The 19,718-nt window shown below is 61.1% G+C and carries 24 protein-coding genes and 1 other annotated feature; of the genes, 10 read left to right on the top strand and 14 right to left on the bottom strand.

Going from position 1 to position 19,718, the window contains the following annotated elements:
- Positions 1 to 55: 55 nt before the first annotated feature.
- From XaFJ1_RS12835 to XaFJ1_RS12820, 4 genes are all read right to left on the bottom strand, one after another.
- Positions 56 to 973: a XamI family restriction endonuclease gene (locus XaFJ1_RS12835; RefSeq protein ID WP_012917106.1), complete on the bottom strand. Its 918-nt coding sequence runs from the start codon at positions 971 to 973 to the stop codon at positions 56 to 58.
- Positions 970 to 2,556 (bottom strand): Eco57I restriction-modification methylase domain-containing protein, encoded by a 1,587-nt coding sequence (locus XaFJ1_RS12830; protein WP_012917105.1) that lies wholly within the window; start codon positions 2,554 to 2,556, stop codon positions 970 to 972. Before XaFJ1_RS12830 ends, XaFJ1_RS12835 begins: the two co-directional genes overlap by 4 nt.
- Entirely contained in the window at positions 2,553 to 2,741 is a 189-nt protein-coding gene (locus tag XaFJ1_RS12825; RefSeq protein WP_045757016.1) for a hypothetical protein, read from the bottom strand. The genes XaFJ1_RS12830 and XaFJ1_RS12825 overlap by 4 nt, the downstream gene beginning before the upstream one ends.
- 701 nt (positions 2,742 to 3,442) lie before the next feature.
- On the bottom strand, positions 3,443 to 4,585 hold the full coding sequence (locus XaFJ1_RS12820; RefSeq protein ID WP_012917104.1) for a DUF3732 domain-containing protein: 1,143 nt from the start codon (positions 4,583 to 4,585) through the stop codon (positions 3,443 to 3,445).
- A 50-nt stretch (positions 4,586 to 4,635) separates the two neighbouring features.
- On the opposite strand from XaFJ1_RS12820, the gene XaFJ1_RS12815 reads away from it, so the two are divergent.
- A protein-coding gene (locus XaFJ1_RS12815; RefSeq protein WP_425478926.1) for an IS3 family transposase occupies positions 4,636 to 5,867 on the top strand; the annotation gives its coding sequence in 2 pieces (ribosomal slippage) (positions 4,636 to 4,927 and positions 4,927 to 5,867; 1,233 coding nt in all).
- Positions 4,914 to 5,030: a sequence feature (AL1L pseudoknot), on the top strand. (Overlaps the previous gene by 117 nt.)
- 49 nt (positions 5,868 to 5,916) lie before the next feature.
- Here the strand turns inward: XaFJ1_RS12815 and XaFJ1_RS12810 are convergent.
- Together XaFJ1_RS12810 and XaFJ1_RS16580 are read right to left on the bottom strand one after the other, a co-directional pair.
- Positions 5,917 to 6,381 (bottom strand): phage terminase small subunit P27 family, encoded by a 465-nt coding sequence (locus tag XaFJ1_RS12810; protein WP_012917103.1) that lies wholly within the window; start codon positions 6,379 to 6,381, stop codon positions 5,917 to 5,919.
- Positions 6,382 to 6,838: 457 nt separating this feature from the next.
- Positions 6,839 to 7,030: an HNH endonuclease gene (locus XaFJ1_RS16580; RefSeq protein WP_425477010.1), complete on the bottom strand. Its 192-nt coding sequence runs from the start codon at positions 7,028 to 7,030 to the stop codon at positions 6,839 to 6,841.
- Between the two features lie 281 nt (positions 7,031 to 7,311).
- Here XaFJ1_RS16580 and XaFJ1_RS12800 point away from each other — a divergent pair, with 281 nt between their 5' ends.
- Positions 7,312 to 7,782, top strand: coding sequence for a DUF3489 domain-containing protein (locus tag XaFJ1_RS12800; RefSeq protein ID WP_045764710.1), 471 nt, complete (start codon positions 7,312 to 7,314; stop codon positions 7,780 to 7,782).
- Positions 7,783 to 7,940: 158 nt separating this feature from the next.
- Positions 7,941 to 8,204 (top strand): hypothetical protein, encoded by a 264-nt coding sequence (locus XaFJ1_RS12795; protein ID WP_012917101.1) that lies wholly within the window; start codon positions 7,941 to 7,943, stop codon positions 8,202 to 8,204.
- A gap of 114 nt (positions 8,205 to 8,318) precedes the next feature.
- On the opposite strand, the gene XaFJ1_RS12790 is transcribed toward XaFJ1_RS12795, so the two are convergent.
- The 8 genes from XaFJ1_RS12790 to XaFJ1_RS12760 form a co-directional block, all read right to left on the bottom strand.
- The gene (locus tag XaFJ1_RS12790; protein ID WP_230596857.1) at positions 8,319 to 9,617 is read right to left on the bottom strand and encodes a site-specific DNA-methyltransferase; all 1,299 of its coding nucleotides are present in this window, start codon (positions 9,615 to 9,617) and stop codon (positions 8,319 to 8,321) included.
- 168 nt (positions 9,618 to 9,785) lie between these two features.
- Positions 9,786 to 10,229 (bottom strand): DUF6362 family protein, encoded by a 444-nt coding sequence (locus XaFJ1_RS12785; RefSeq protein WP_187388453.1) that lies wholly within the window; start codon positions 10,227 to 10,229, stop codon positions 9,786 to 9,788.
- Positions 10,207 to 10,410, bottom strand: a complete 204-nt coding sequence (locus XaFJ1_RS12780) for a hypothetical protein (RefSeq protein ID WP_012917098.1) — start codon at positions 10,408 to 10,410, stop codon at positions 10,207 to 10,209. Before XaFJ1_RS12780 ends, XaFJ1_RS12785 begins: the two co-directional genes overlap by 23 nt.
- Before the next feature lie 4 nt (positions 10,411 to 10,414).
- Positions 10,415 to 10,771, bottom strand: a complete 357-nt coding sequence (locus tag XaFJ1_RS12775; protein ID WP_012917097.1) for a crossover junction endodeoxyribonuclease RuvC — start codon at positions 10,769 to 10,771, stop codon at positions 10,415 to 10,417.
- A 4-nt stretch (positions 10,772 to 10,775) separates the two neighbouring features.
- Complete coding sequence (locus XaFJ1_RS12770; protein ID WP_012917096.1) at positions 10,776 to 11,588, bottom strand: IS3 family transposase; 813 nt, start codon at positions 11,586 to 11,588, stop codon at positions 10,776 to 10,778.
- A gap of 44 nt (positions 11,589 to 11,632) precedes the next feature.
- A complete protein-coding gene (locus tag XaFJ1_RS12765) occupies positions 11,633 to 11,926 on the bottom strand; it encodes a transposase (protein WP_012916802.1) in 294 nt (97 codons plus the stop codon).
- A gap of 60 nt (positions 11,927 to 11,986) precedes the next feature.
- A complete protein-coding gene (locus XaFJ1_RS15820; RefSeq protein WP_155393695.1) occupies positions 11,987 to 12,136 on the bottom strand; it encodes a hypothetical protein in 150 nt (49 codons plus the stop codon).
- A gap of 664 nt (positions 12,137 to 12,800) precedes the next feature.
- Positions 12,801 to 13,175: a hypothetical protein gene (locus XaFJ1_RS12760; RefSeq protein WP_045757014.1), complete on the bottom strand. Its 375-nt coding sequence runs from the start codon at positions 13,173 to 13,175 to the stop codon at positions 12,801 to 12,803.
- 72 nt (positions 13,176 to 13,247) lie between these two features.
- Between XaFJ1_RS12760 and XaFJ1_RS12755 the strand changes: the two genes are divergently transcribed.
- From XaFJ1_RS12755 to XaFJ1_RS12725, 7 genes are all read left to right on the top strand, one after another.
- Positions 13,248 to 13,439, top strand: coding sequence for a hypothetical protein (locus XaFJ1_RS12755; protein ID WP_012917093.1), 192 nt, complete (start codon positions 13,248 to 13,250; stop codon positions 13,437 to 13,439).
- Entirely contained in the window at positions 13,436 to 13,888 is a 453-nt protein-coding gene (locus tag XaFJ1_RS12750) for a DUF2924 domain-containing protein (protein ID WP_012917092.1), read from the top strand. Before XaFJ1_RS12755 ends, XaFJ1_RS12750 begins: the two co-directional genes overlap by 4 nt.
- Positions 13,885 to 15,273, top strand: a complete 1,389-nt coding sequence (locus XaFJ1_RS12745; RefSeq protein WP_012917091.1) for a recombinase family protein — start codon at positions 13,885 to 13,887, stop codon at positions 15,271 to 15,273. Before XaFJ1_RS12750 ends, XaFJ1_RS12745 begins: the two co-directional genes overlap by 4 nt.
- The gene (locus XaFJ1_RS12740) at positions 15,273 to 15,644 is read left to right on the top strand and encodes a hypothetical protein (protein ID WP_012917090.1); all 372 of its coding nucleotides are present in this window, start codon (positions 15,273 to 15,275) and stop codon (positions 15,642 to 15,644) included. The genes XaFJ1_RS12745 and XaFJ1_RS12740 overlap by 1 nt, the downstream gene beginning before the upstream one ends.
- Positions 15,641 to 16,168, top strand: coding sequence for a hypothetical protein (locus XaFJ1_RS12735; protein ID WP_012917089.1), 528 nt, complete (start codon positions 15,641 to 15,643; stop codon positions 16,166 to 16,168). The genes XaFJ1_RS12740 and XaFJ1_RS12735 overlap by 4 nt, the downstream gene beginning before the upstream one ends.
- 333 nt (positions 16,169 to 16,501) lie before the next feature.
- On the top strand, positions 16,502 to 17,359 hold the full coding sequence (locus XaFJ1_RS15970) for a hypothetical protein (RefSeq protein WP_012917088.1): 858 nt from the start codon (positions 16,502 to 16,504) through the stop codon (positions 17,357 to 17,359).
- The gene (locus XaFJ1_RS12725) at positions 17,356 to 19,704 is read left to right on the top strand and encodes a Tle-like phospholipase domain-containing protein (protein WP_012917087.1); all 2,349 of its coding nucleotides are present in this window, start codon (positions 17,356 to 17,358) and stop codon (positions 19,702 to 19,704) included. The genes XaFJ1_RS15970 and XaFJ1_RS12725 overlap by 4 nt, the downstream gene beginning before the upstream one ends.
- Positions 19,705 to 19,718 lie beyond the last annotated feature (14 nt).

The raw sequence follows: 19,718 nt of genomic DNA, 5'->3' as shown, positions 1-19,718 counted from the left end.
CGATCAGATGGTGCGCTGGCTGAATTGATTAATAGCCTCAACGTACAGTTCGGAATTACTTTGTTGATTCGATGAAAGCACCGAGCTTATCGAGATCATGCGACCAGAACAGGGATAAGCCGCGCGTCTGCGCCTGTTCGAGATTCAGCACCTTAAAAACCCCAGCCAGCGCAGCGGCCGGTACGACTTGCGCGGTGCCGAACTGCTTGATCCAGTATTCGGCTTTGACTGCTGCGTCGTTGTTCAGGCGTTTGACACTGTTGGTCGCGCTGTTCGACACCTTGCACTCGATAGCCATGAGGCGCGTATCGTGCAGGCGCACGACGACATCAGCCTTGCGCTCGCCGAGCTGGCATTCAGCGCAGAACTGCATGGCCTGCGGCCCTTTGACGATCGTGTTGATCGCCACGGCCGGGGCCTCGGTGAAGCCCAGGCTGCGAAGGTAGTCCTTCACCGTCGTCTCTTGGTTCTGCTTGCCCTCGTTGCGTCGCTCGGTGGCGATGCGCTGCGCGGCCAGGAGCACCGACGAAGCCAACAAGGCCGCTTCGCGTTGTTGATCGGTCGGTGCGCCGCCGGCCTCCATCCACGGGAACCGATGCGGATCAATCACGCGCTCGATGACCTCGAACACCTTACGCAGCGCCTCGGAGTTCTTCTTCAAGACGCCCGGGGCGATCGACTCGACATCGGCGATGACTTGCAGATCGTCATCGGAGATTGGTGGGCCGGCCAGGTAGCGCAAAGCTTCGCCGAGTCCCAGACCGTAGGCTTCGGCCAGGTTGTCATCGGTGATCGCGCCAGGGTTGAGGTCGCTCAACTTCTTGAACAGCAGCTCAAACTTACCGCGCGCTTGGTTGTAGTGGGTTGCCCAGGAGTCAGTGACAGCCAGGCGCTCGGCCCGGAACTGTGCGGCGGAGGTTGCGGCGTCTTCAGCCAGTTCGGCAGTGGTCCATCGAGGCGGTGCGCTTGTCATGCGAGAAGTGTTTCCAGGCTTGGGATGCGCAGGCGCTCGATCTCCTTGGGCTCAAACTTGGTTAAGCCGCCGGCATAGGTTCTGCCGCTCCCCGTGTTGATGTTCTTGTTGAGCCACGTCACCAGCCGGGGCATCACTCCATCGGCCAGCGGCTGGCGAGGGTAGAGGCCGTGCGCGATGTTGATGTGTCGCGCGTCGCATGCGTTGAGCGTGAACTGAGGCGGCCGGCGGGCCATGTAGGTGCACAGGATCGGGGCCGGGGCTTTGAGGCCCACGGACCACCAAGCTTTGCGGTGCTGTGCGATATAGCTCTGATCCGCGCCGTTGATCTTCGCCCAGGACAGGAAAGCGCTGATGCGTCTCCGCTCTTCCTTGGTGAAGTCGTCCAGCTCGGCCGGCAGGTCGATGACACGGCGCAGAACCTCGGCCGAGTGCAGATGCGCACCGGCCTGTATCAAGTCTTTGGCCTTAGTGACGGCCGGCAGCTTGACGCGATCGGGCAAGTCCTTCGCATGCTCACCAGCGATCCAGATGTCGTTTGCTCCTGTGACCTGGCCGCGATGCACACGGAACAGCTCGCCAAGCTCGATGTCGCCAGCCGCTGCTGGCTCGGACGGGCGGACGATGATTGACCAGCGCGGCGCGGCATGCAGGCGTTCGCGCGGGATGTCGGTTCCCTTGGTCAAGCCGTTGAGGCGTTCCAGCTCGTCGACGGCGCGCACTCGAACCGGCTCGGCCGTCTCGCCGACGCGGAAGCAGGTGATCGCCGCCGTTGTCGCCGTTCCGGGGAAGGCTTCGACGGTTGGCTCAAGCACGTGCAGGGCGATCCCGCCCAGCTCGTCGAGCAGCAGCCGGCGCAGCGCCGAACCGTAGTTCACATCCATCCACTCGGCCGAGGTGATGAATGCACCCACGTCGCCCGCCTTGGCGAGCAAGCGCGTTTGCAGGAAGAAGTGCAGATGCAGGCCGGCCAGTGCACTCGCCTTGATGCCGAAGTCGGCGAAGTTCGAGGCATACCAGGCTTTCCAGTCCTCGGCGATGTCGTGATGTCGCACGTAGGGCGGATTGCCTATGAAGGCCGTCATGCCGGCGCAGCGCGGCAGCTTGACCTCCCGATAGTCCTTGACCAGAACGGTCGCCCGATCGGTCCAGTCGCGAGCGCTCAGGTTCGCGCGCAGCATCAGCGCGGCCAGGGGGGCCATCTCCACGGCCACGAGCTGCGCGTCAGGAAAGGCAAGACCCGCGGCCAGGATGAAGCGACCCGACCCCGCCCCAGGATCGACGATGCGGGCTGGCGTTCCTTGGCTGGCCAGCCAGGTCATCATCGAGCGCACGATCGGCGCAGGCGTGTAGACGGCACCGGCTGCACGACGCACAGCCGCGGAGCGAATCGACGAAAAGGCTTCGCCGAGCGGGTCGGTGCCGCGCGAGATCGCCTTGCGGATCGCCTCGATGTCCCGAAGCTTGAGCGCCGATGCCGGCGCGGTCTTTACGAGCTTGCGCTCGGCCGCAGACAGGCCGCCATGTCCTCCGATGAGGGCATGGCAGAGGGCTATCAGCTCTTGTTCCGTCTGCACGTTCATTTCCGTTTTCTCTTGGAGCTGGCGAACAGATCCGCCTGTCCTTGTAACTGCTTCTCCGTGAAGGTGCGCATGAAATCCCGCAGTACATCCGCAGCATGCCGATCTTGCGCACGGCAAGCTTGCACGAACGCTTCGCGTAGATCTTTTTCCACCCGAATACGCATCCCGGAGTCTTTAAGTGCCATAGCTGAACCATACCACAACGGATACACATTTGTGTATCCGTTCGGACCACTGTCGGGCACTCAAGTCAGCATTTCTTGACACCGGGTTGTAGTGGCACATCAACCATGCGTAGGTACGCTGCTGGTACAGAGCTTAGCTTTTCCCACCTTCGCCAAGCTGCGCTAAGCTACTGTTGCAAATTACTTTTTTGTTCTGTAGCTTACGCTCCCCTATGCTTGATTTTCCTAGGCATAGTGCGTTGGCGACGAACTCATAATCCTTTGGTTCCAGGTTCGAATCCTGGTGGGCCGTTGGGTCTTTTTATGCCCGCAACCCCAGTGTTGGCGGGGCTTCCCGTATTGGCCTCTTGAGCATGCACCTGCCGCAGGTGCCGTTTTCGGTGCCCATCCAGCCGTGTTTCTCTCTCCGTTCTCTACTGACCTCTTGAACATACAAGAGGCGGAGTCGTGTGTTGATGCGGGTTTACGCGCCATCGGTTCGCTTCTTCGCATGCTCTAGCAGAGGCGACCGAGAATGCGTCGAATCCACCTTGTACGCCGCCGTGCCGCGTCTCCGCCGTTTCCGTGCTGCGCCGACGTCCCCCTATCCTGCTTCCATCGTCCCCTCGCTTTGGGCTGGGTATAGGCGGTCCTGCTGTTCCCTTGACCGTATCACTGCGTTCGCGCTCTAAAGGGCAACCAAGATGTAGCCGCGTGATGGATCAGTTCGCCGTTTCTGTCGGCCAATCCTCCGGAACCAGCGCAGGCGGCTTGGTCCACGGTTCCTCGACCAGCGCGTTTTGAAACCAATGCTCGCGCAGGTTCGCATGCTCAGTGACGATCAATTGGAAACCTGGGACATCTTCCTGCGTGAACTTCAGCAACAACTCGAACAGCCGACGCACCGCATCTAGGTCGGCGTCGGCTTCCGTCTTCTGCACCGATCCATCGGCGTCCCTGTAGACCTGCTCAGAGGGGAAGTAAACCTGGGTTGGTTGGTCGATCAGCAGGAAGCGTGGAATCGGACGGTTGTTCTGCGCCGCGAACAGATGGAGGGCGAGCAGTGCTGACAGATGGTAAGCGAGATGGTTCTCGCCGCCGCCGGTGCGTCCCATCGGCACTGGACGGCCGGGTCGATCGAAGATGATCGTCAACTGCGGCAGATTGAGGCGCGCAAGGTAAGCGCCGAATTCGGCGTTGAACTTCTGTATGTATAGTGACACCTGTGCGGAGATGTTGTTGAGGATCGAGGCTAGGTGTTCGTTGCTGTCATCGGCACCGACCTGCTCCTCAAGCTGCTTGACTTTGTTGCTGAGGCGGCGATTCTCTGCTTCCAGTTTGGCGAGATCCTCATTCGGGAGGAGCGTTTCCAAGAACAGGCTGATTCGACCGACCACACGTGCGGCCGCATTGTTGCGGGTTCCCATTTGGGCGATGACTTCGTTGGCCGAGATCGCTGCGGACAGTTCCACTTCCTTCTGCTTGATATCGCCCGCGATCCCATCTGCCTTGCCGGTCAGCTCGGCCAAGTAGGCTTCGAGCCTGGGGCGCTGGCCGGTGGCGATGCGCAACTCTTTATCGAGCGACTTCAGTTCGTTGAGAAGAACGACGGCGACCGGAGACTCCAGCGCTAGGTTTCGTTCGCTGAACGGCCATTGCCATTCGCCGCTGTCGGGGTTCTTCGGCATTGCCTTGATTGAGGCCAGCCGCCCTATCTGTTCGGCGGCCTCGTTTTCGTAGCCGCCTGACCTCTTGGCGAACTGTCGTGCCGCGTCAATCCGAGTCTGAGTATCACGGCGATTCTGACGCAGTTGGGCCAATTCATCCTCCAGAAGCGAAACCCGGCTGCCGTCGTCGTCTGGCACTGAACCGCCCCGGTTTCCGCGGAGGCTCAACACTCTGAGAGGATTGAGCCATGAGCAAGTCGAACAAGTTCTCGCCCGAGGTACGCGAGCGCGCGGTAAGGATGGTGCAGGAGCAGCGCGGAGAGTACCAATCGCTGTGGGCGGCCATTGAATCCATAGCCCCAAAGATTGGCTGCGTGCCGCAGACCCTGAACGAATGGGTCAAGCGCGCCGAGGTCGATGCCGGTGCGCGTGAGGGCGTGACGAGCAGCGAGGCGCAGCGGATGAAGGAACTCGAGCGCGAGGTCAAGGAGCTGCGCCGGGCCAACGAGATATTGAAGCTGGCCAGTGCGTTTTTCGCCCAGGCGGAGCTCGACCGCCGACTGAAGTCGTGAAGGCCTTCATCGACCAGCATCGCAATGCCTTCGGGGTCGAGCCGCTCTGCAAGGTTCTGCAGGTTGCCCCGTCGGCCTATCGACGTCATGCCGCGCTACTGCGCGAGCCCAGCAGGCGCTGTATCCGCGCCAGACGCGACGAGCGGCTAATGCCGCAGATTCAGCGCGTCTGGCAAGCCAACATGCAGGTCTACGGTGCCGAGAAGGTGTGGCGGCAACTGGCACGCGAAGGCGTCGTCGTGGCCCGCTGCACGGTCGAGCGGTTGATGCGCAGCATGGGGCTGCGCGGCGTGGTGCGCGGCAAGGTCGTGCGCACCACCATCGGCGATGCCAAGGCCCCATGCCCGCTGGACCGGGTCAATCGGCAGTTCCGTGCCGAGCGGCCGAACCAGCTGTGGGTCAGCGACTTCACCTACGTCTCAACCTGGCAGGGCTGGCTGTATGTGGCCTTCGTCATCGACGTGTTCGCTCGTCGCATCGTAGGCTGGCGAGTGAGCAGTTCTATGCGCACGGACTTCGTGCTCGATGCTTTGGAGCAGGCCCTGTATGCCCGGCAACCTGAGCGCGATGACAGCTTGGTTTGCCACTCCGACAGGGGCTCGCAATACGTCAGCATCCGCTACACCGAGCGGCTGGCCGAGGCCGGCATTGAGCCGTCGGTAGGCAGCAAGGGCGACAGCTACGACAACGCGCTGGCAGAGACCATCAACGGCTTGTACAAAGCCGAGCTGATTCACCGCCGGGCACCCTGGAAAACTAGGGAGGCCGTCGAATTCGCCACGCTGGAGTGGGTGTCCTGGTTCAACCACCAACGCCTGCTCCAACCCATCGGCTACATCCCGCCAGCCGAGGCCGAGGCAAACTACTACCGGCAACTCGCCAGTCAGACCGCCGCCGTGGCGGCCTGACTTAAACCAAACAGCCTCCGCGGAAACCGGGGCGGTTCAATCGCGCTACCTAGCCGACGATATCCGCCCAGGGATCGTGCTTATCGACCGACTCCTGCGCGACCTGGACGCGTGATCGGGATGCAGGGGTGAACCCCATCTCCGACTCGTACCCCTTCATCTCCAACGCGAGATCCCGGATCACATCCATCAGCGGGGAGCGCCGCAAGATGCCACTGGGGGTCTTGATGATCATGCCGGCGACACCAGATCGGTTGATCTTGGCCAGCGCCTCACGGTACAGACCTGCGCAATTGGCCCAGCGTTCCAGAACCGTGGCATCAAGGGAAGAAAACAAACCCAGCGGTGCGTTCTCTACCGCATAGGTCCATGCCTCCTTGGCAATGTCAGACATGTACTCCGGCGGCTGGCCCAACTGCCCGTCGGGGCGGGGCGCATGCGCGTTGGTTCGGCATTTTTGTAGCGTGCCTTTGATCTTCTTGATGGCCACAGGCAGAGGTTTACGACCGCGCATAGGGCTCCAGTTCTACGGGTTCGGCTGGGGTCATGTCCGCGTGCGCTGCCGCAGTCCATGGCGTCACATCGATCTGTCCGATCTGCGCCAAGTCAGCCTTGTAATCCCTTGCAGCGCTTAGCTCTGACACGGATTTTTCCAAAAAAAGTTTTCCATTTTGCACGCGAGAAAAATTGAGGGGGCGAGCGGTCTTTTGCGATTGCATCGCAAGGATTTGACCCCCCTACCCAGGATCGGGGCCGGTTGATGCCCCGAGCATTACTTGAGCTGCCTACACGGCAGTGAACGCTCGCGAAGTGCGCCTGCCCCACCCTAACCATTTCTGAGCTGCCTACACGGCAGTGAACGCCTTATTTGGCAGGTCATCCAGTCAGCCTTTTTTCTGAGCTGCCTACACGGCAGTGAATCGAGCATGCCATGACCGTTGTCATTGTGCATCTGTCCAAATTGTTTTTCATCAAGCACCTTCGCGTCCCTGATGCGATTCCTGGGCCGTCTTGAGTACGTGACAGCGATGGCAGATCGCCTGGCAGTTGTTTGGATGATCGGTGCCACCCTGCGACTTTGGGACGATGTGGTCCACCGCCACGGCTGGCGTCAAGCGTCCTGACTGTTTGCATGGCTGGCATAGTCCTTGATCGCGTTGCATGACGAAGGCGCGCAGTTTCTGCCACGTCGCGCCGTAGCCACGTTGATGTGCATTACGCCGGTCTTTGTGCCAGCCCACCTTGTCACGTTGATGGTCGGCGCAGTAGCCAGAACCATCTGAAACTAGCTTCCCGCAACCAGGATGGCGGCAGGGTGTGGGGGCTTTGCGGGGCATTGATGGCCTGTTCTAAAAAGAAGCAAAAAATGTGCAAAAACCACTTGGCTTTTTAGGTGATTGGAGCGTTCATGCGATCACCAACCAACACGTCGAGGGCGATTCAAATGACCACCCAGCTCACACCAACCCAGCACGCCATCCTGGCCCACGCCCATCAGCACACCGAGGGCAAGATCACTTGGGTCCCTGAAAGTCTCAACGGCGGCGCGCGCAAAAAAGTGCTCGAATCACTGTTTAATCGCGGATTTATCAAGCAAAACCGCAACGCTTGGATCATCACGGCCCAGGGCTACAAGGCGTTGGGCGTGCCGCGCAAGGCGCCAGTCAGCGCCAAGGCGATAGAGGCCGTCATCGAACAAGCCAAACCGCGCACTCGCGAAAACAGCAAGCAGGCGCAGGTGATCGCCATGCTCAAGCGCCCTGAAGGCGCCACCATCGCGCAGATTTGCGAGAAAACCGGCTGGCAATCACATACGGTGCGCGGCACGTTTGCCGGTGCATTCAAGAAAAAGCTTGGTTTGAGCATTATCTCGGATAAAGCGCCTGGTGGGGAGCGTACTTACCGCGTCGAATGAAAAATAGGGTGAAATCGGTAGGTTGTTAAGGATTTGAAGAGCATCGGAGAATGCTCAAGAAGAAAAAAAATAATCAGAAAATATGCAAAAACAACTTGGATTTCTAGGTGATTAGAGCGTACATACGATCACCAACCAACACGCAGAGGAAGATTCAAATGGCCAGCCGAATCACACCAGTCCAGCTCGCCATTTTGGCCCACGCCGATGATTACAACGAGGGCAAGATCACTTGGGTTCCCGGCAACGTCCAAGGTGCTGACCGCCAGAGGGTGATCGACGGCCTCCGCAATCGGAATCTGATCAAGAGCATCGGCAATGACTGGTTCATCGCCGACGAGGGCTACAAGGCGCTAGAATTTCCGCTCAAGGCGCTGGCGAGGGTCAAGCCGCGCACTCGCGAAAAATGCGCTATCGATTGATCGAGGAAAAGAAGCCAGGCATTGCTTGGCTTCTTGCTCGGATATTGCATGATAACGGTGACGGTGCGCAGCACCGTCACCGGTTGCTGCAAGGCGAGGGCAGGCGAGGGGAATTTACGCCATCCCTGGCTGCTCCGCCTCCAGCGTTGAACCGAATTTCACACCATCGCTGGCGCGTATTGCGGCTTGCCCGGTGTAGTCCTGCCAGCGGCGCACGATCACGTCGACATATTTCGGATCAAGTTCGATCACGCGTGCGCGCCTGCCGCACTTTTCGCAGGCAATGAGCGTGGAGCCGGAGCCACCGAACGGGTCGAGCACGATGTCCTTGGTCTTGCTGCTGTTGCGCACGGCGCGCTCGACCAATTCGACGGGTTTCATGGTCGGATGCAGGTCGTTCTTATGCGGCTTCTTGATCTGCCAGACATCGCCCTGATCGCGGGCACCGCACCAAAAATGATCGATGCCCTCGCGCCAGCCGTACAGGATGGGCTCGTACTGACGCTGGTAATCCGCACGGCCCATCGTGAAGGTGTTCTTGGCCCAGATGATGAAGGTCGACCAGTGACCGCCAGCGGCACGGAAGGCCGACTGCAGCGTATCCAGTTCGCTGGAACTCATGGCGATGTAGACCGCGCCCTTGGTGCAGCCCAGGATGTTCATGCATGCTTCGGTCAGGAAGCCGCCAAAGCCTTCGCCCAAGTTGTCGTTCAGGATCGGACGGCTCTTGTTGCTTGCCTTGTCCTTGGCGGCGTTGGCGTAATTCACGTTGTACGGTGGATCGGTGAAGGCCATGTCGGGCAACTCGTCACCGAGCAGCTGCGTGTAGTCGTCGGCCTTGGTGGCATCGCCGCACAGCAGTCTGTGATCGCCTAGCAGCCACACATCGCCTGCTTGGGAGATGGGGGCTTGCGGCACGTCCGGCACATTGTCCTCGTCGGTGAGCCCGTCTTTGGTGGCGTCCTCACCGGCGATCAGTGCTTCCCATTCCTCTGGGGAGAAGCCGGTCAGGCCGAGATCGAAGCCGGCGTCCTGCAGTTCGGACAGTTCGATGCCGAGCAGGTCGTCATCCCAGGCGGCGTTCTCGCCGATCTTGTTGTCGGCCAGGATCAGCGCGCGGCGTTGCGTGTCGCTCAAGTGATCCAACGGGACGACCGGCACCTCGGCCATGCCCAGCTGACGAGCCGCCAGCAGACGACCGTGTCCGGCGATCACATTGTTGTGGCCATCGATCAGGATCGGCGCGCCCCAGCCGAATTCGCGAATGCTGGCGGCGATCTGTGCGACCTGGGCCTGCGAATGCTGCTTGGCATTGCGGGCATAGGGAATCAGCGAATCGACCGGTCGGTAGTGGAGTTGCAGTGCGCTCATCGGGTTCTGAAAATGAAAAAACCCGCCATGAGTCGTCCTCATGGGCGGGTTGATGGGGTTGGCCAGCCGTGTCGCCACGCTGCGTGCAGTGGCTGACAGGTCTGTCCAGACGATAGCGGAAATACTACCCCCGAACGGCCTGTTGTGTTGCACGCCCCGATGGTGTCAAAACAGACATGCACGGCAAAGCGTGGACAATCAGCGCACGCATTACCCTGGGTTGCTCAGGTTTTTGGAAGGCAACCGCAGCCCGTCGCGGTTGAGTTGTTCGGCCACGATCTCCAGCGCCTTGTGCCAACGTCGCCATGCGGTGCTGCGATCACAGGCGAAGCGGGTCGTGATGTCCCGCCAGCCGTAGCGCTTGGCGCGCATCCACACCAGGTGGCGTTGTTCCACTTCCAGCCACAGCACCCATCGCATCGTTTCGAGCATGCGCTCGACATCCTGCGGGCTCGGTGGAAAGGGGCGATAGGAGCGATCCTCTGCAGCGAAGGCTTCCCACTGCTGCCGCACGATGTGGGGCCAGGCGTTGAAGTAGCCGGGTATGCGAACGCAAGGCAGTCGACGCCCCGTCGAGGCGGCCTCTTCGAAGCGATGCGCAATCTCCTGGATCGTCCACGGAGCATGCCGGTTAACCATGGCGCTTGCTCCCATACAGACGCTCGCCGATGCGCTGCACGATTTCCCGTTCGATGAAATCCAGTCGCTCATCCTGCGCGTTGATCACCAGGATGGCTTGGTCGCGCCATCCTTGCCGTTTGATCGTCTCCACATCCACGCGCTCTGGCTGGAAACGTCCAAGCGGGCTGCGGTAGGTCGGGGTCGGGATTTTCATGACGTCACACTCCCTGTGTCTCGATGGCCCAGTGCAGCAGGGCCAGTGCATCGGCTTGGTTGTCATCGATGGGGGTATGACCACGTCGCCGAGCGGAGGCGATCATGTCGTCTTTGCCGGCGTTGCCCTTGCCGGTGGCGTGCTTCTTGATCGTGCCGACGGGTACGCCCTGGTAGGGGATCTGGTGGTGTTCGCACCATGCGGTCAGATGCCCCATGAAGCCGCCATAGGCATGGGCGGCATCGACGCCGGCATGTCGGCGCACCTCCTCGAAGTACACCGTGTGGATGGGATTGGCGGTGGAGAGTACTTCGTTGAGCCAGCGTGAACCTGCCCCCTGAGAACGGACGCCAACAAGCACGGGGTCAAGCGGCCTGCTTCGGCTTCTTTGCGTAGTCGTTAGGCGACAGATAGCCAAGCGCCGAGTGCAGGCGGGTGGGATTGTAGAATCCGTGGATGTAGCTGGCGATGGCGGCATGGGCGGCGGCCTTGGTTTCGTACACGCCGGTCGCCTCTTCGTTCTTGAGCGTGGCGAAGAAGCTCTCGGCCACCGCGTTGTCCCAGCAGTTGCCCTTGCGGCTCATGCTTGGCACGAAGCCGTGCGCGGCCAAGGTCTTGCCGAAGTCGCCGCTGGCGTACTGGCTACCGCGATCGGAGTGGAACAGCACACCGGCACCGACCGGCGCCGCCGACCAGGCGTTGAGGAAGGCTTGCTGGACCAGCGCGTTGGGCATGCGCTCGGACAAGCTGTAGCCAAGCACTTGTCGGGTGCGCAGGTCGATGACCGTGGCCAGATACAGCCAGCCCTCGCGGGTCGGCAGGTAGGTGATGTCACCCACCCATGCCGGCGCCGGGTTGTTCACGGCGAACTGCCGATCCAGCCGGTTCCCGGCCACCGGCCGCCCATGCCGACTGTCGGTGGTGCGGGGCGTGAAGCGGCCCTTGACCTTGCCGCACAGGCCCTCCTCGCGCATCAGCCGAGCCACGCGCTTGTGGCCCACCGCATGGGCACAGGCGCGCAGCGCCCGTACCATGCGCGGCCGCCCATACGTGCCTCGGCTGCTGGCGTGCAGCATGCGCAGGTCGGCACGCAGGGCCGCGTCGGGGTCCGGGCGATCTCGACGCTGCAGCCAGCCGTGGAAGCCGGAGGCAGACACCGCCAGCAGGCGGCACAGCATCCGCAGGGGATAGCGAGTCCGTTCATGTGCGACGAAGGCTTACCTCACTTGGACTCCCTGGCGAAGAACGCCGTCGCTTTTTTTAGGATCTCGCGCTCCATCTTGAGCGTGGCGTTCTCGGCTCGCAGCCGGGCCAGTTCGCTCTCCATCTCACTGACCGGCTTGCGGCTGGGAGAACTCAGTGGCTGGCCGCCACGGGATGCGCCAAGCCAGTTGGCCAGCGTCTTGACCGACATGCCCAGTTGCCGGGCGGCTTTGGCCAGCCCGACCGACTCAGCCAGGGCGATAGCCTGAGCCTTGAAGTCGTCCGTGTAGCGACGACGGGTAATGCGTTGCATGGAAACCTCCAGGGTGCGATCAAAGTATCGCTTCCTGGCGTCCGTCCCTGCGGGGCAAGTTCAGCGCTTGAAGCGCAGGAAGCGCATGCCGCCGCCTTCGAATCGCTGCGGGGTGAAGGGCTCGGTGCCGCTGGTGATGGTGCCATCCGAGTGCTGCAGTGCCCACCCGGTGCGAGTGCCCAAGTCCAGGGCCAGGATCGTCGTGTTCATCGTCAAGTGCTCCAAGTCGGGAGGGGGCGAGTGACGGATGCGACGGGTTTTCTGTATAACTTCTCTTATGTGCGCGCGCACGTGTAGCGCATTAATCAGAAAACCCGTCACATCCGTCACTCGGCCTGTTGTTTCAGTCATCGCGATAGGGGGTGTGATGGTTGTGCGGCTTGGGTCTGAGGGTGATGCCGGCCATGCCGCGCGCGCCTCCGGTCAACCGGCACTTGTCGAACTTGCGCGTCGCCATCAGCTCGGAAAAGCGTTTGACCGAGCCAACGTATTCGCCTGCACGCTCTGCCCATTCGCGCCAGTCCGCGAAGAGTTCGGAAACGCTCTCGCGGTAGGTCTTGGCCAGCAGGCAGCGCTCCTGGATCCAGTGGTACTCCCCAGGTCGAGGGTTGGGATATTCGTGGTCATGGTCGAAGTCCTTGTTCGGTTAGGACTGACGGATTGGACGGGTTACATCGAAACTCCCCGTGAGGCGCGCGCGCGTACGCACGCGTAGGACTTACGATGTAGTGCGTCAAATGCGTCAGTCGGATGTGTCGAGAACGCATTTAGCCGTTGTCGTAGACTGTGCCAGCGGGTGTGTGCAGGTGCTTGAGACGCAGGCAACGAAAGCCACGCAGGCCCGTCGTGTTGCGCCACTTCTCCAGACCACAGGTCAGGAATGATCGGAGAAGCGCTTCTGCGAGCCGATGAACTCGCCTGCGTCGTTGCGGTTGACCTGCGCCCACGACATCTCGGGAGCGGCTTGACCGTCGGTCTCCCACATGTGTTTGATGATCTTGGCGCGTTCCCGCGACAATTCACGCCAGGCCACGAAGTGGGGAAGTTTCAAGTGTTGGTCGTGTAAGAATTTCTCCGGTTCTGCTCCCTCAGCGGGTGTGACATGGCCGCGCAAGATGCGGTCGAAGGTGCTCGCATCGAAAACATCCCTGCCTTTGTGCATGCGAGCGAATTTGTGAAGAGAGCGCATGGCGTGGTCACGTGGTGGCGAGGTGGTCAGCGAGGGTAGCGGCGCCGAACCGTCGGCCATTACCCTGCGTTGCCATCCACTTCGGAAGTTTAGGCGCACCATCCTCGACGGTTGCTATTCCCCGGAGCCGTCATGAAGCACCTCGAACTTGCACCTGCCGCCACGCTGAGCGCCAGCGCGCGTGCTCAGGAGATCACCACCATCCTTGCAGCGGCAATCGTGCGTACTTTTGTTGCGCAAGTGCGACCCAGTGCCGAGAGTGGACTTGGCTTTTTGCCCGACCAGAGCGTCTATACAACTCCCTATCCGCAGGAGTTTTCATGAACGATCAACACGCCTCTGTCGCTGCTCAAATCACGGCGCTGTCCAGCCTGCCTATCGCCGATCTTTGGTTGGTGTGGGATCGCTATTTCACCAGCCGTCCCGTTTACCCCCACCGAGGCTTCATTGAATCGCGCATCGCCTACAAAATCCAGGAGCACGCCTTTGGCGGCCTCTCCCACACCACGCGCCAGCGCCTGGAGGCCATTGGCGCCAAACACTCAAAAATCAAGCTGCGGGCAACGCCGGAGGAGATCACCTTTGCACCTGGCACGGTGTTGCTGCGCGAATGGGGGGAGCGGGAACACAAGGTCCGGGTGACGGCGCAGGGGCTGTTCGAGTACGAGGGCAGCAGTTTCAAGAGCCTGACGGCCGTTGCCCGTCGCATCACCGGCACGCATTGGTCGGGCCCGCTGTTCTTTGGCCTGAAAGGCAAGGGCGGTGCACGATGAACGATCTCACGCAGATGGCTTCCAATAAGGCGCGCAAACGCTGTGCCGTCTACTGCCGGGTCTCCTCGGACGAGCGTCTGGATCAGGAGTTCAATTCCATCGATGCGCAGAAGGAGGCGGGCCACGCCTACGTGGTCAGTCAGCGTACCGAGGGGTGGATGCGGGTGGCCGACGACTACGACGATCCGGGCTTTTCCGGTGGCAACACAGACCGACCTGCGCTGAAGCGTCTGATGGCCGACATTGAGCGTGGTCAGATCGACATCGTGGTGGTCTACAAGATCGATCGTTTGACGCGCAGCCTGGCCGACTTTTCCAAGATGGTCGAAGTGTTCGAGCGCCACGGCGTGTCCTTCGTGTCGGTCACCCAGCAGTTCAATACGACCACCTCGATGGGACGGCTGATGCTCAACGTCCTGCTGTCCTTCGCCCAGTTCGAGCGCGAGGTCACCGGCGAGCGTATCCGCGACAAGATCGCGGCCTCCAAGCGCAAGGGACTCTGGATGGGCGGCGTGCCGCCCTTGGGCTACGACGTGGAGCACCGCAAGTTGGTGATCAACGAAACCGAGGCCGCTGTCGTGCGTCGTATCTTTGTGCAGATGCTGACCATCGGCTCGCCTACCAAAATTGCCGCCAACCTGGCCCAGGAGGGCATCACCACCAAGGCGTGGAGGACGCAAGAGGGTCAGGAGCGGGTAGGCACACGCATCGACAAGAAATACCTGCACAAACTGCTGCGCAACCGCATCTACCTCGGCGAGTTATCGCACAAGGGCGCGTGGTATCCCGGTGTGCATGACGCCATCATCGATCCGGGGGTGTGGGGGCGGGTGCAAGAGGTGCTGGCCAAGGATGGGCATCGCCGAGCGGCGCAGACCAAGACCCGCTCACGCACCGATGCGTTGCTGCGCGGCCTGCTGTATGCGCCCTCCGGGGAACCGATGTATCCGACCTACTCGTGTAAGCAAGGGCGTAAGTACCACTACTACTTGTCCAAGTCCGAATTGCGATTCGGCGCGTCTGGCAAGAGTTGCGAGCGCCTGCCCGCGCTGGAGATCGAGGCGGCGGTGGTGGCCCAGATCCGCACGGTGCTGGCCAGCCCGGAGTCGGTGGTCGCCGTGGTGCGGCACATTCAACGCACCGGTGCCAAGATCGATGAGGCCACCACGGTCATGGCGATGGGGCGCCTCAACGACGTATGGGATCAGTTGTTCCCGGTCGAACGTCATCGTATTGCCAATCTGATGATCGAGCGCATCGACCTCGTCGATGCCGGCGAGGTGCGCGGCATCAAGGTGAGGTGGCGGGAGATTGGCTGGAGTGCGTTGATCGAAGAGTTTGCGCCAAACAGCATCGGCGCCGAATTGCTGGAGGTTGAGGCGTGATGGACGCGTCGATTGAAACCTTTGTACTTCTGAAACCTGGCTCCCGTCGCATCCAGCGCGCGGCGGCGGAGCAGGACCGTGTTTACGACGCCAATCTGATAGAAGGGTTAGCGCGTGCCTTCTACTGGCAGCATCTGCTGGACATCGGGGCCATGCCGAGCGGAGCGGCCATCGCGCGTGCGGAGAACCTGGACCAATCGGTCGTCAACGAGTCCAAGCGCATGACGCTGCTGGCCCCTGACATCGTGGAGCAGTGCATGGCGGGCAAGCAGCCACGGCGGCTTACCTTTGCGTGGTTCCAGCGCAACCGTCTGATGGTCGACTGGGATGCCCAGCGCCAGCTCATGGCCAGTCTCGAGGAAAAGGTATGAGCAAACGACATCGCGGGCGCGTCACGGGCGATCCGGTGACGTATCAGATCCCAATGCCAGCAGGCGAGGTGCAGATGGAAACCTTCCTGCCCTGGACGTTGGTGCGTAGAGGGCTCAAGCAGCAGGTCGTCACCCCGCTGGATGCGCCGCAGGAGTTCGGCGAGCAGGCCCGCCGTGAGCGGCAGGTGCGCAAGGTGCCGCAGGACACCGCGTTGATGCGCGCGCTCGGCTTGGCGCACCACTGGCAGCGTCTGCTGGACCAGGGACGGTTCGATTCCATGACCGAGATCGCGCAGGCCGAAGGCATCGACCTTGGCCAGGCCAGCAGGATGAGTCGACTGGCGCACCTGGCGCCGGATGTGGTCGAGGCCATCGTCTCCAGAAACATCGAGGTGGGCGTCAGTCAATTGCTACGCGGCAGGCTGTCGGCGTCTTGGCTGGCGCAACGTAAGGCACTCGCGGTAGACCAATCAGGCCATCGAACTGCTGGCGCTGTAGGAAAAGTCTTACAACACGACAGTTAGATTCCTGATATACAGGGCGTAGAAGTGACGAGAGACTATGCATGCCGGACGCGGGTGCCATGATGGCCACTCATCTCGCGTGGCGCCTGAGCAGCGCCAAGCCGGCACCGCGCTATCGCGATCACGCCCTGGGTAGTAGGCTGTTTTTTTGCCTTCCCACAGGTGAAACCATGGCTGTGCGATCTCCTGTTGCCACGCCGTCCCATGCCGCGCCCACGCTTATCCTGACCGCCGTGCCGGTCACGCACCTGGGCGACCGATCTGGACTGACCGCATGAAATTACGATCCGTCCTGATGGCATCCCCCCTTCTCCAAGGCCGAGGTCTCGCGCGATGAGCCAGGACACCGACGATCAAGAAGATCACAGCGACAATCCCTATCGCCCGCGCAAACTCAAGGTGCGCGATCCGCTGCACGATCTGCAGCTGCTGCGCGATATGGCGATCATCAATGCGCGGGTGCGCGCCGAGCTGGGGCCGCTGCCACCCGGCGGATTGCCGGTGGAACCCAAGCGTAAACCCGCGCCGTGGCCATTCCAATCGACAGCCGCATCCGCGCCCCATTCCCCCGAGGACGACCCGATGAAACTGCACCACCTTGCCGCCACCGCCATCATGCCGCTGGCACTGACCGCTGCGGGCTGCTCCAAAGGCATCGATGTCGGCAATGACGGCGCCACCGGTCACCTCAATCCGCACCCGGTCAAACGCTACGAAGTGATTGCCACCTCACATGCGCCGGGGCCGTGGGATACGATCAAGGCGTACATCGGGTATGACGTCATCAATGCGAAATGCGTGCCGCTGATCCCTTTCATTGGCCAACGACACATGCCCAATACCGGACTCGATGTTCCCATGACACAGGTGGACGATCACACGTGGAAGGGATATTTTTATCGCGACGCCTTGCAAGATGAAGACTACTTCAAGCTTGGAGTGTGTCACTGGGATGTTACCAGTGTAGGTGTCAGCGCAAGAGGGAAAGGTGTGACGTTCGGCTGGGGTGGTATGTTGGTGGAACTCCTGCATGACAGTCCTGAGACGAGTTATTTTAAGAAAATCTCGTACGGAGACAATGCACTGGTTCCTTATGGCGCTCAGGTGTATCCATTTAACTATATTGATGTAAATAAAAATAAAGATGCGTATTTCTCAGTCACCATCGCCGTCAAGGAAGCCAAGCAATGAATCCTGTCGATCAAGAACGTGCCGATGCAGCTAATGATTCGTATTTCAACCGCCCACAAAGTGATGTTGATGACAATGGAAAGTTTGTATTTCTTGACGGGAATAAATATAAAATATTCGGCTATGCGAACGACTCCATTACAGGCTTTCATGCGACGGCATATCAAAGCTTAGATGATCCAGACAAAATCATCATCGCCTATCGCGGTACCGACCCAGGTCTATTTTCCGGCGAGACCGATGCGGAAAAAGCAGGTCATGCGCTCACCACCCTCCAGGACATCGCCGTCGATGCCACGATGGTGCGCGACGCCGTCAATCCGCAAAAAGCCGCCGCCGATGCGTTCACGGCGCAGATGCTCGCCAAGGCCGCCGCACGAGGTATACCCAAAGATCACGTGACCGTAGCCGGCCACTCCCTCGGCGGCGCACTGGCGCAGATCGAGGCGGCCAAATACGGTTTGGCCGGCGCGACCTTCAACGCTTACGGCGCGGTGAGCTTGAATCACCACGTGCCCGAAGGCGGCTCGGCGGTGACGAATTACGTCCTGGCAGGTGATCCGGTGAGTGGGGCCAGTCGGCATTACGGTACGGTGGTGACCCTGGCGACTCCAGAGAATGTGCAAGCGCTCAAAGACGCGCACTACCTCGACGCCAGCCACGGCGCATCCTCACCCAATCCGTTGCGTGCGATGCGCCTGGGCGATCACAGCGGCACACACTTCACTGGCCCGCAGAGCGTGCTGTCCCCGGAGAGGCTGACGCAGCTCCAAGCCAACTACGCGCACAACAAGGCCGCTTTCGATCATTTCCGCCAGGACGTCCATCAGGACCGCGAGCTACTGAACATGGCGCTGAATCCTGTCGCGACTACCGCCATGACGGCGAAGGCGGAAGCACTGGCGGTGCAGATGCGTGCCGAACATGCCTACGAGGCCGGTCGTCAAACCGTGGAGCGCGGCATCCATGCGGTCGAACACACCGCCGGGCAAGCCTACGACACGCTGACGCATCCGGGACAGTGGTTCCAGCAGAGCGTACCAGCCGCGTCCATCCCTCCCACATCGACGAACCCGGATACGTCTTCCTCCTCTTCATCATCATCCGCTGCCGCGTCCATGCCGCCGCCGGCCATGGACAGGCACACGGGCCTGCAGGACGACCACGCCTTCCAGCAGCGCCAGGAACACATAAGGCAGGCGCAGCAGCAGGCGGCGCACCTGGCGCAAGTCCACCGGCAGACACAGCCGCCGCCTTCTCACAGCGCACCTGTCCATGAAAAGCCGGCCGGCGTGGACATGCAGGAACAGGCGCGGATCGCGCAACTCCAGCAGCATGAACAGCAAGCACAGGCAGCGCGCGAACAGCAACAGCGCCTCGCGCAGCACCACGCGCAGTTGCACCGCCAAGCCATGGAGGCGCAGCAACACGAACACGAACAGCGCCACAGCCAAGACCCCCGGTTGCATCAACACGAACAGCGCCAAGCGGGCGAGACGATGTTGTACACCCCGCCGACACGCCCACCGCGTTCGGATGAGCATCTCCAAGACTTCCGTCACCCGGACCACCCGCTCCACCCACGCTATACCCTGTTCAAGGACGCCCTGGCGCAGTCCCACACACTGCCCAGGAATGGCGACAAATTACCCTACGGCCCAGAGCAGCAGGAACGACTGGCTGCCGCGTTCACCAATACCCTGGGCATCGATAAGAATTTCGAACACAGCATCAAAGGCTTCAAGCAACACGAAGGCCAATTGCTGGCATACGAAAATCCCTTCTCGGTGTACGAGAAAAGCAAGGTGCTGCGGATCGATCCGCAGCAGGCGTTAGCGCAATCGCCCGAACAGCATGCCGCCACCTGGCGGGCACGGGAAGCGACCCATGCACCGGCGCCGCCAAGCCGTGCCATCGCCCCTGTGGCGATCACCGCCGAGGATATGCGCCATCCGGCGCATCCGAGTCATGCGCTGTTCGAACAGGCGCGCGATGCCATTGCCGATGCGCATGAACGCTGGGGTCGTCCCGTGCCGGATGCGGAGCAGTTGGACCGCCATGCGGCACAAGTCGTCGTGGAGACGCGCAAGTTTGGCCATACCGAAGTTGACAAAATCTACCTGGACATGCCGCAAGGCCATACGACTCAGACGCCGAATTACCTGGCGAAATCCCACGGACAGCTATGGGCGCGAGTCGATGCGCCGCAACTGACGCAAGCGCCGGACGTGACCCAGGCTAGCCAGCAATTGCAGAGTGTGGAGCAGCAGCGGCTCGCCGAGCAGGCGATGCAGGCCCAGCGCGCGGCGCAGATGCAAGGGCAGGGCATGGTCATGAAGCTGTAGGCGGCAACCGTAGG

The sequence above is a fragment of the Xanthomonas albilineans genome (assembly GCF_009931595.1).
Classification (GTDB): Bacteria; Pseudomonadota; Gammaproteobacteria; order Xanthomonadales; family Xanthomonadaceae; genus Xanthomonas_A; species Xanthomonas_A albilineans.
The sequence above is the reverse complement of the archived record's forward strand: the minus strand, read 5'-3'. Positions and strand labels throughout refer to the sequence as shown.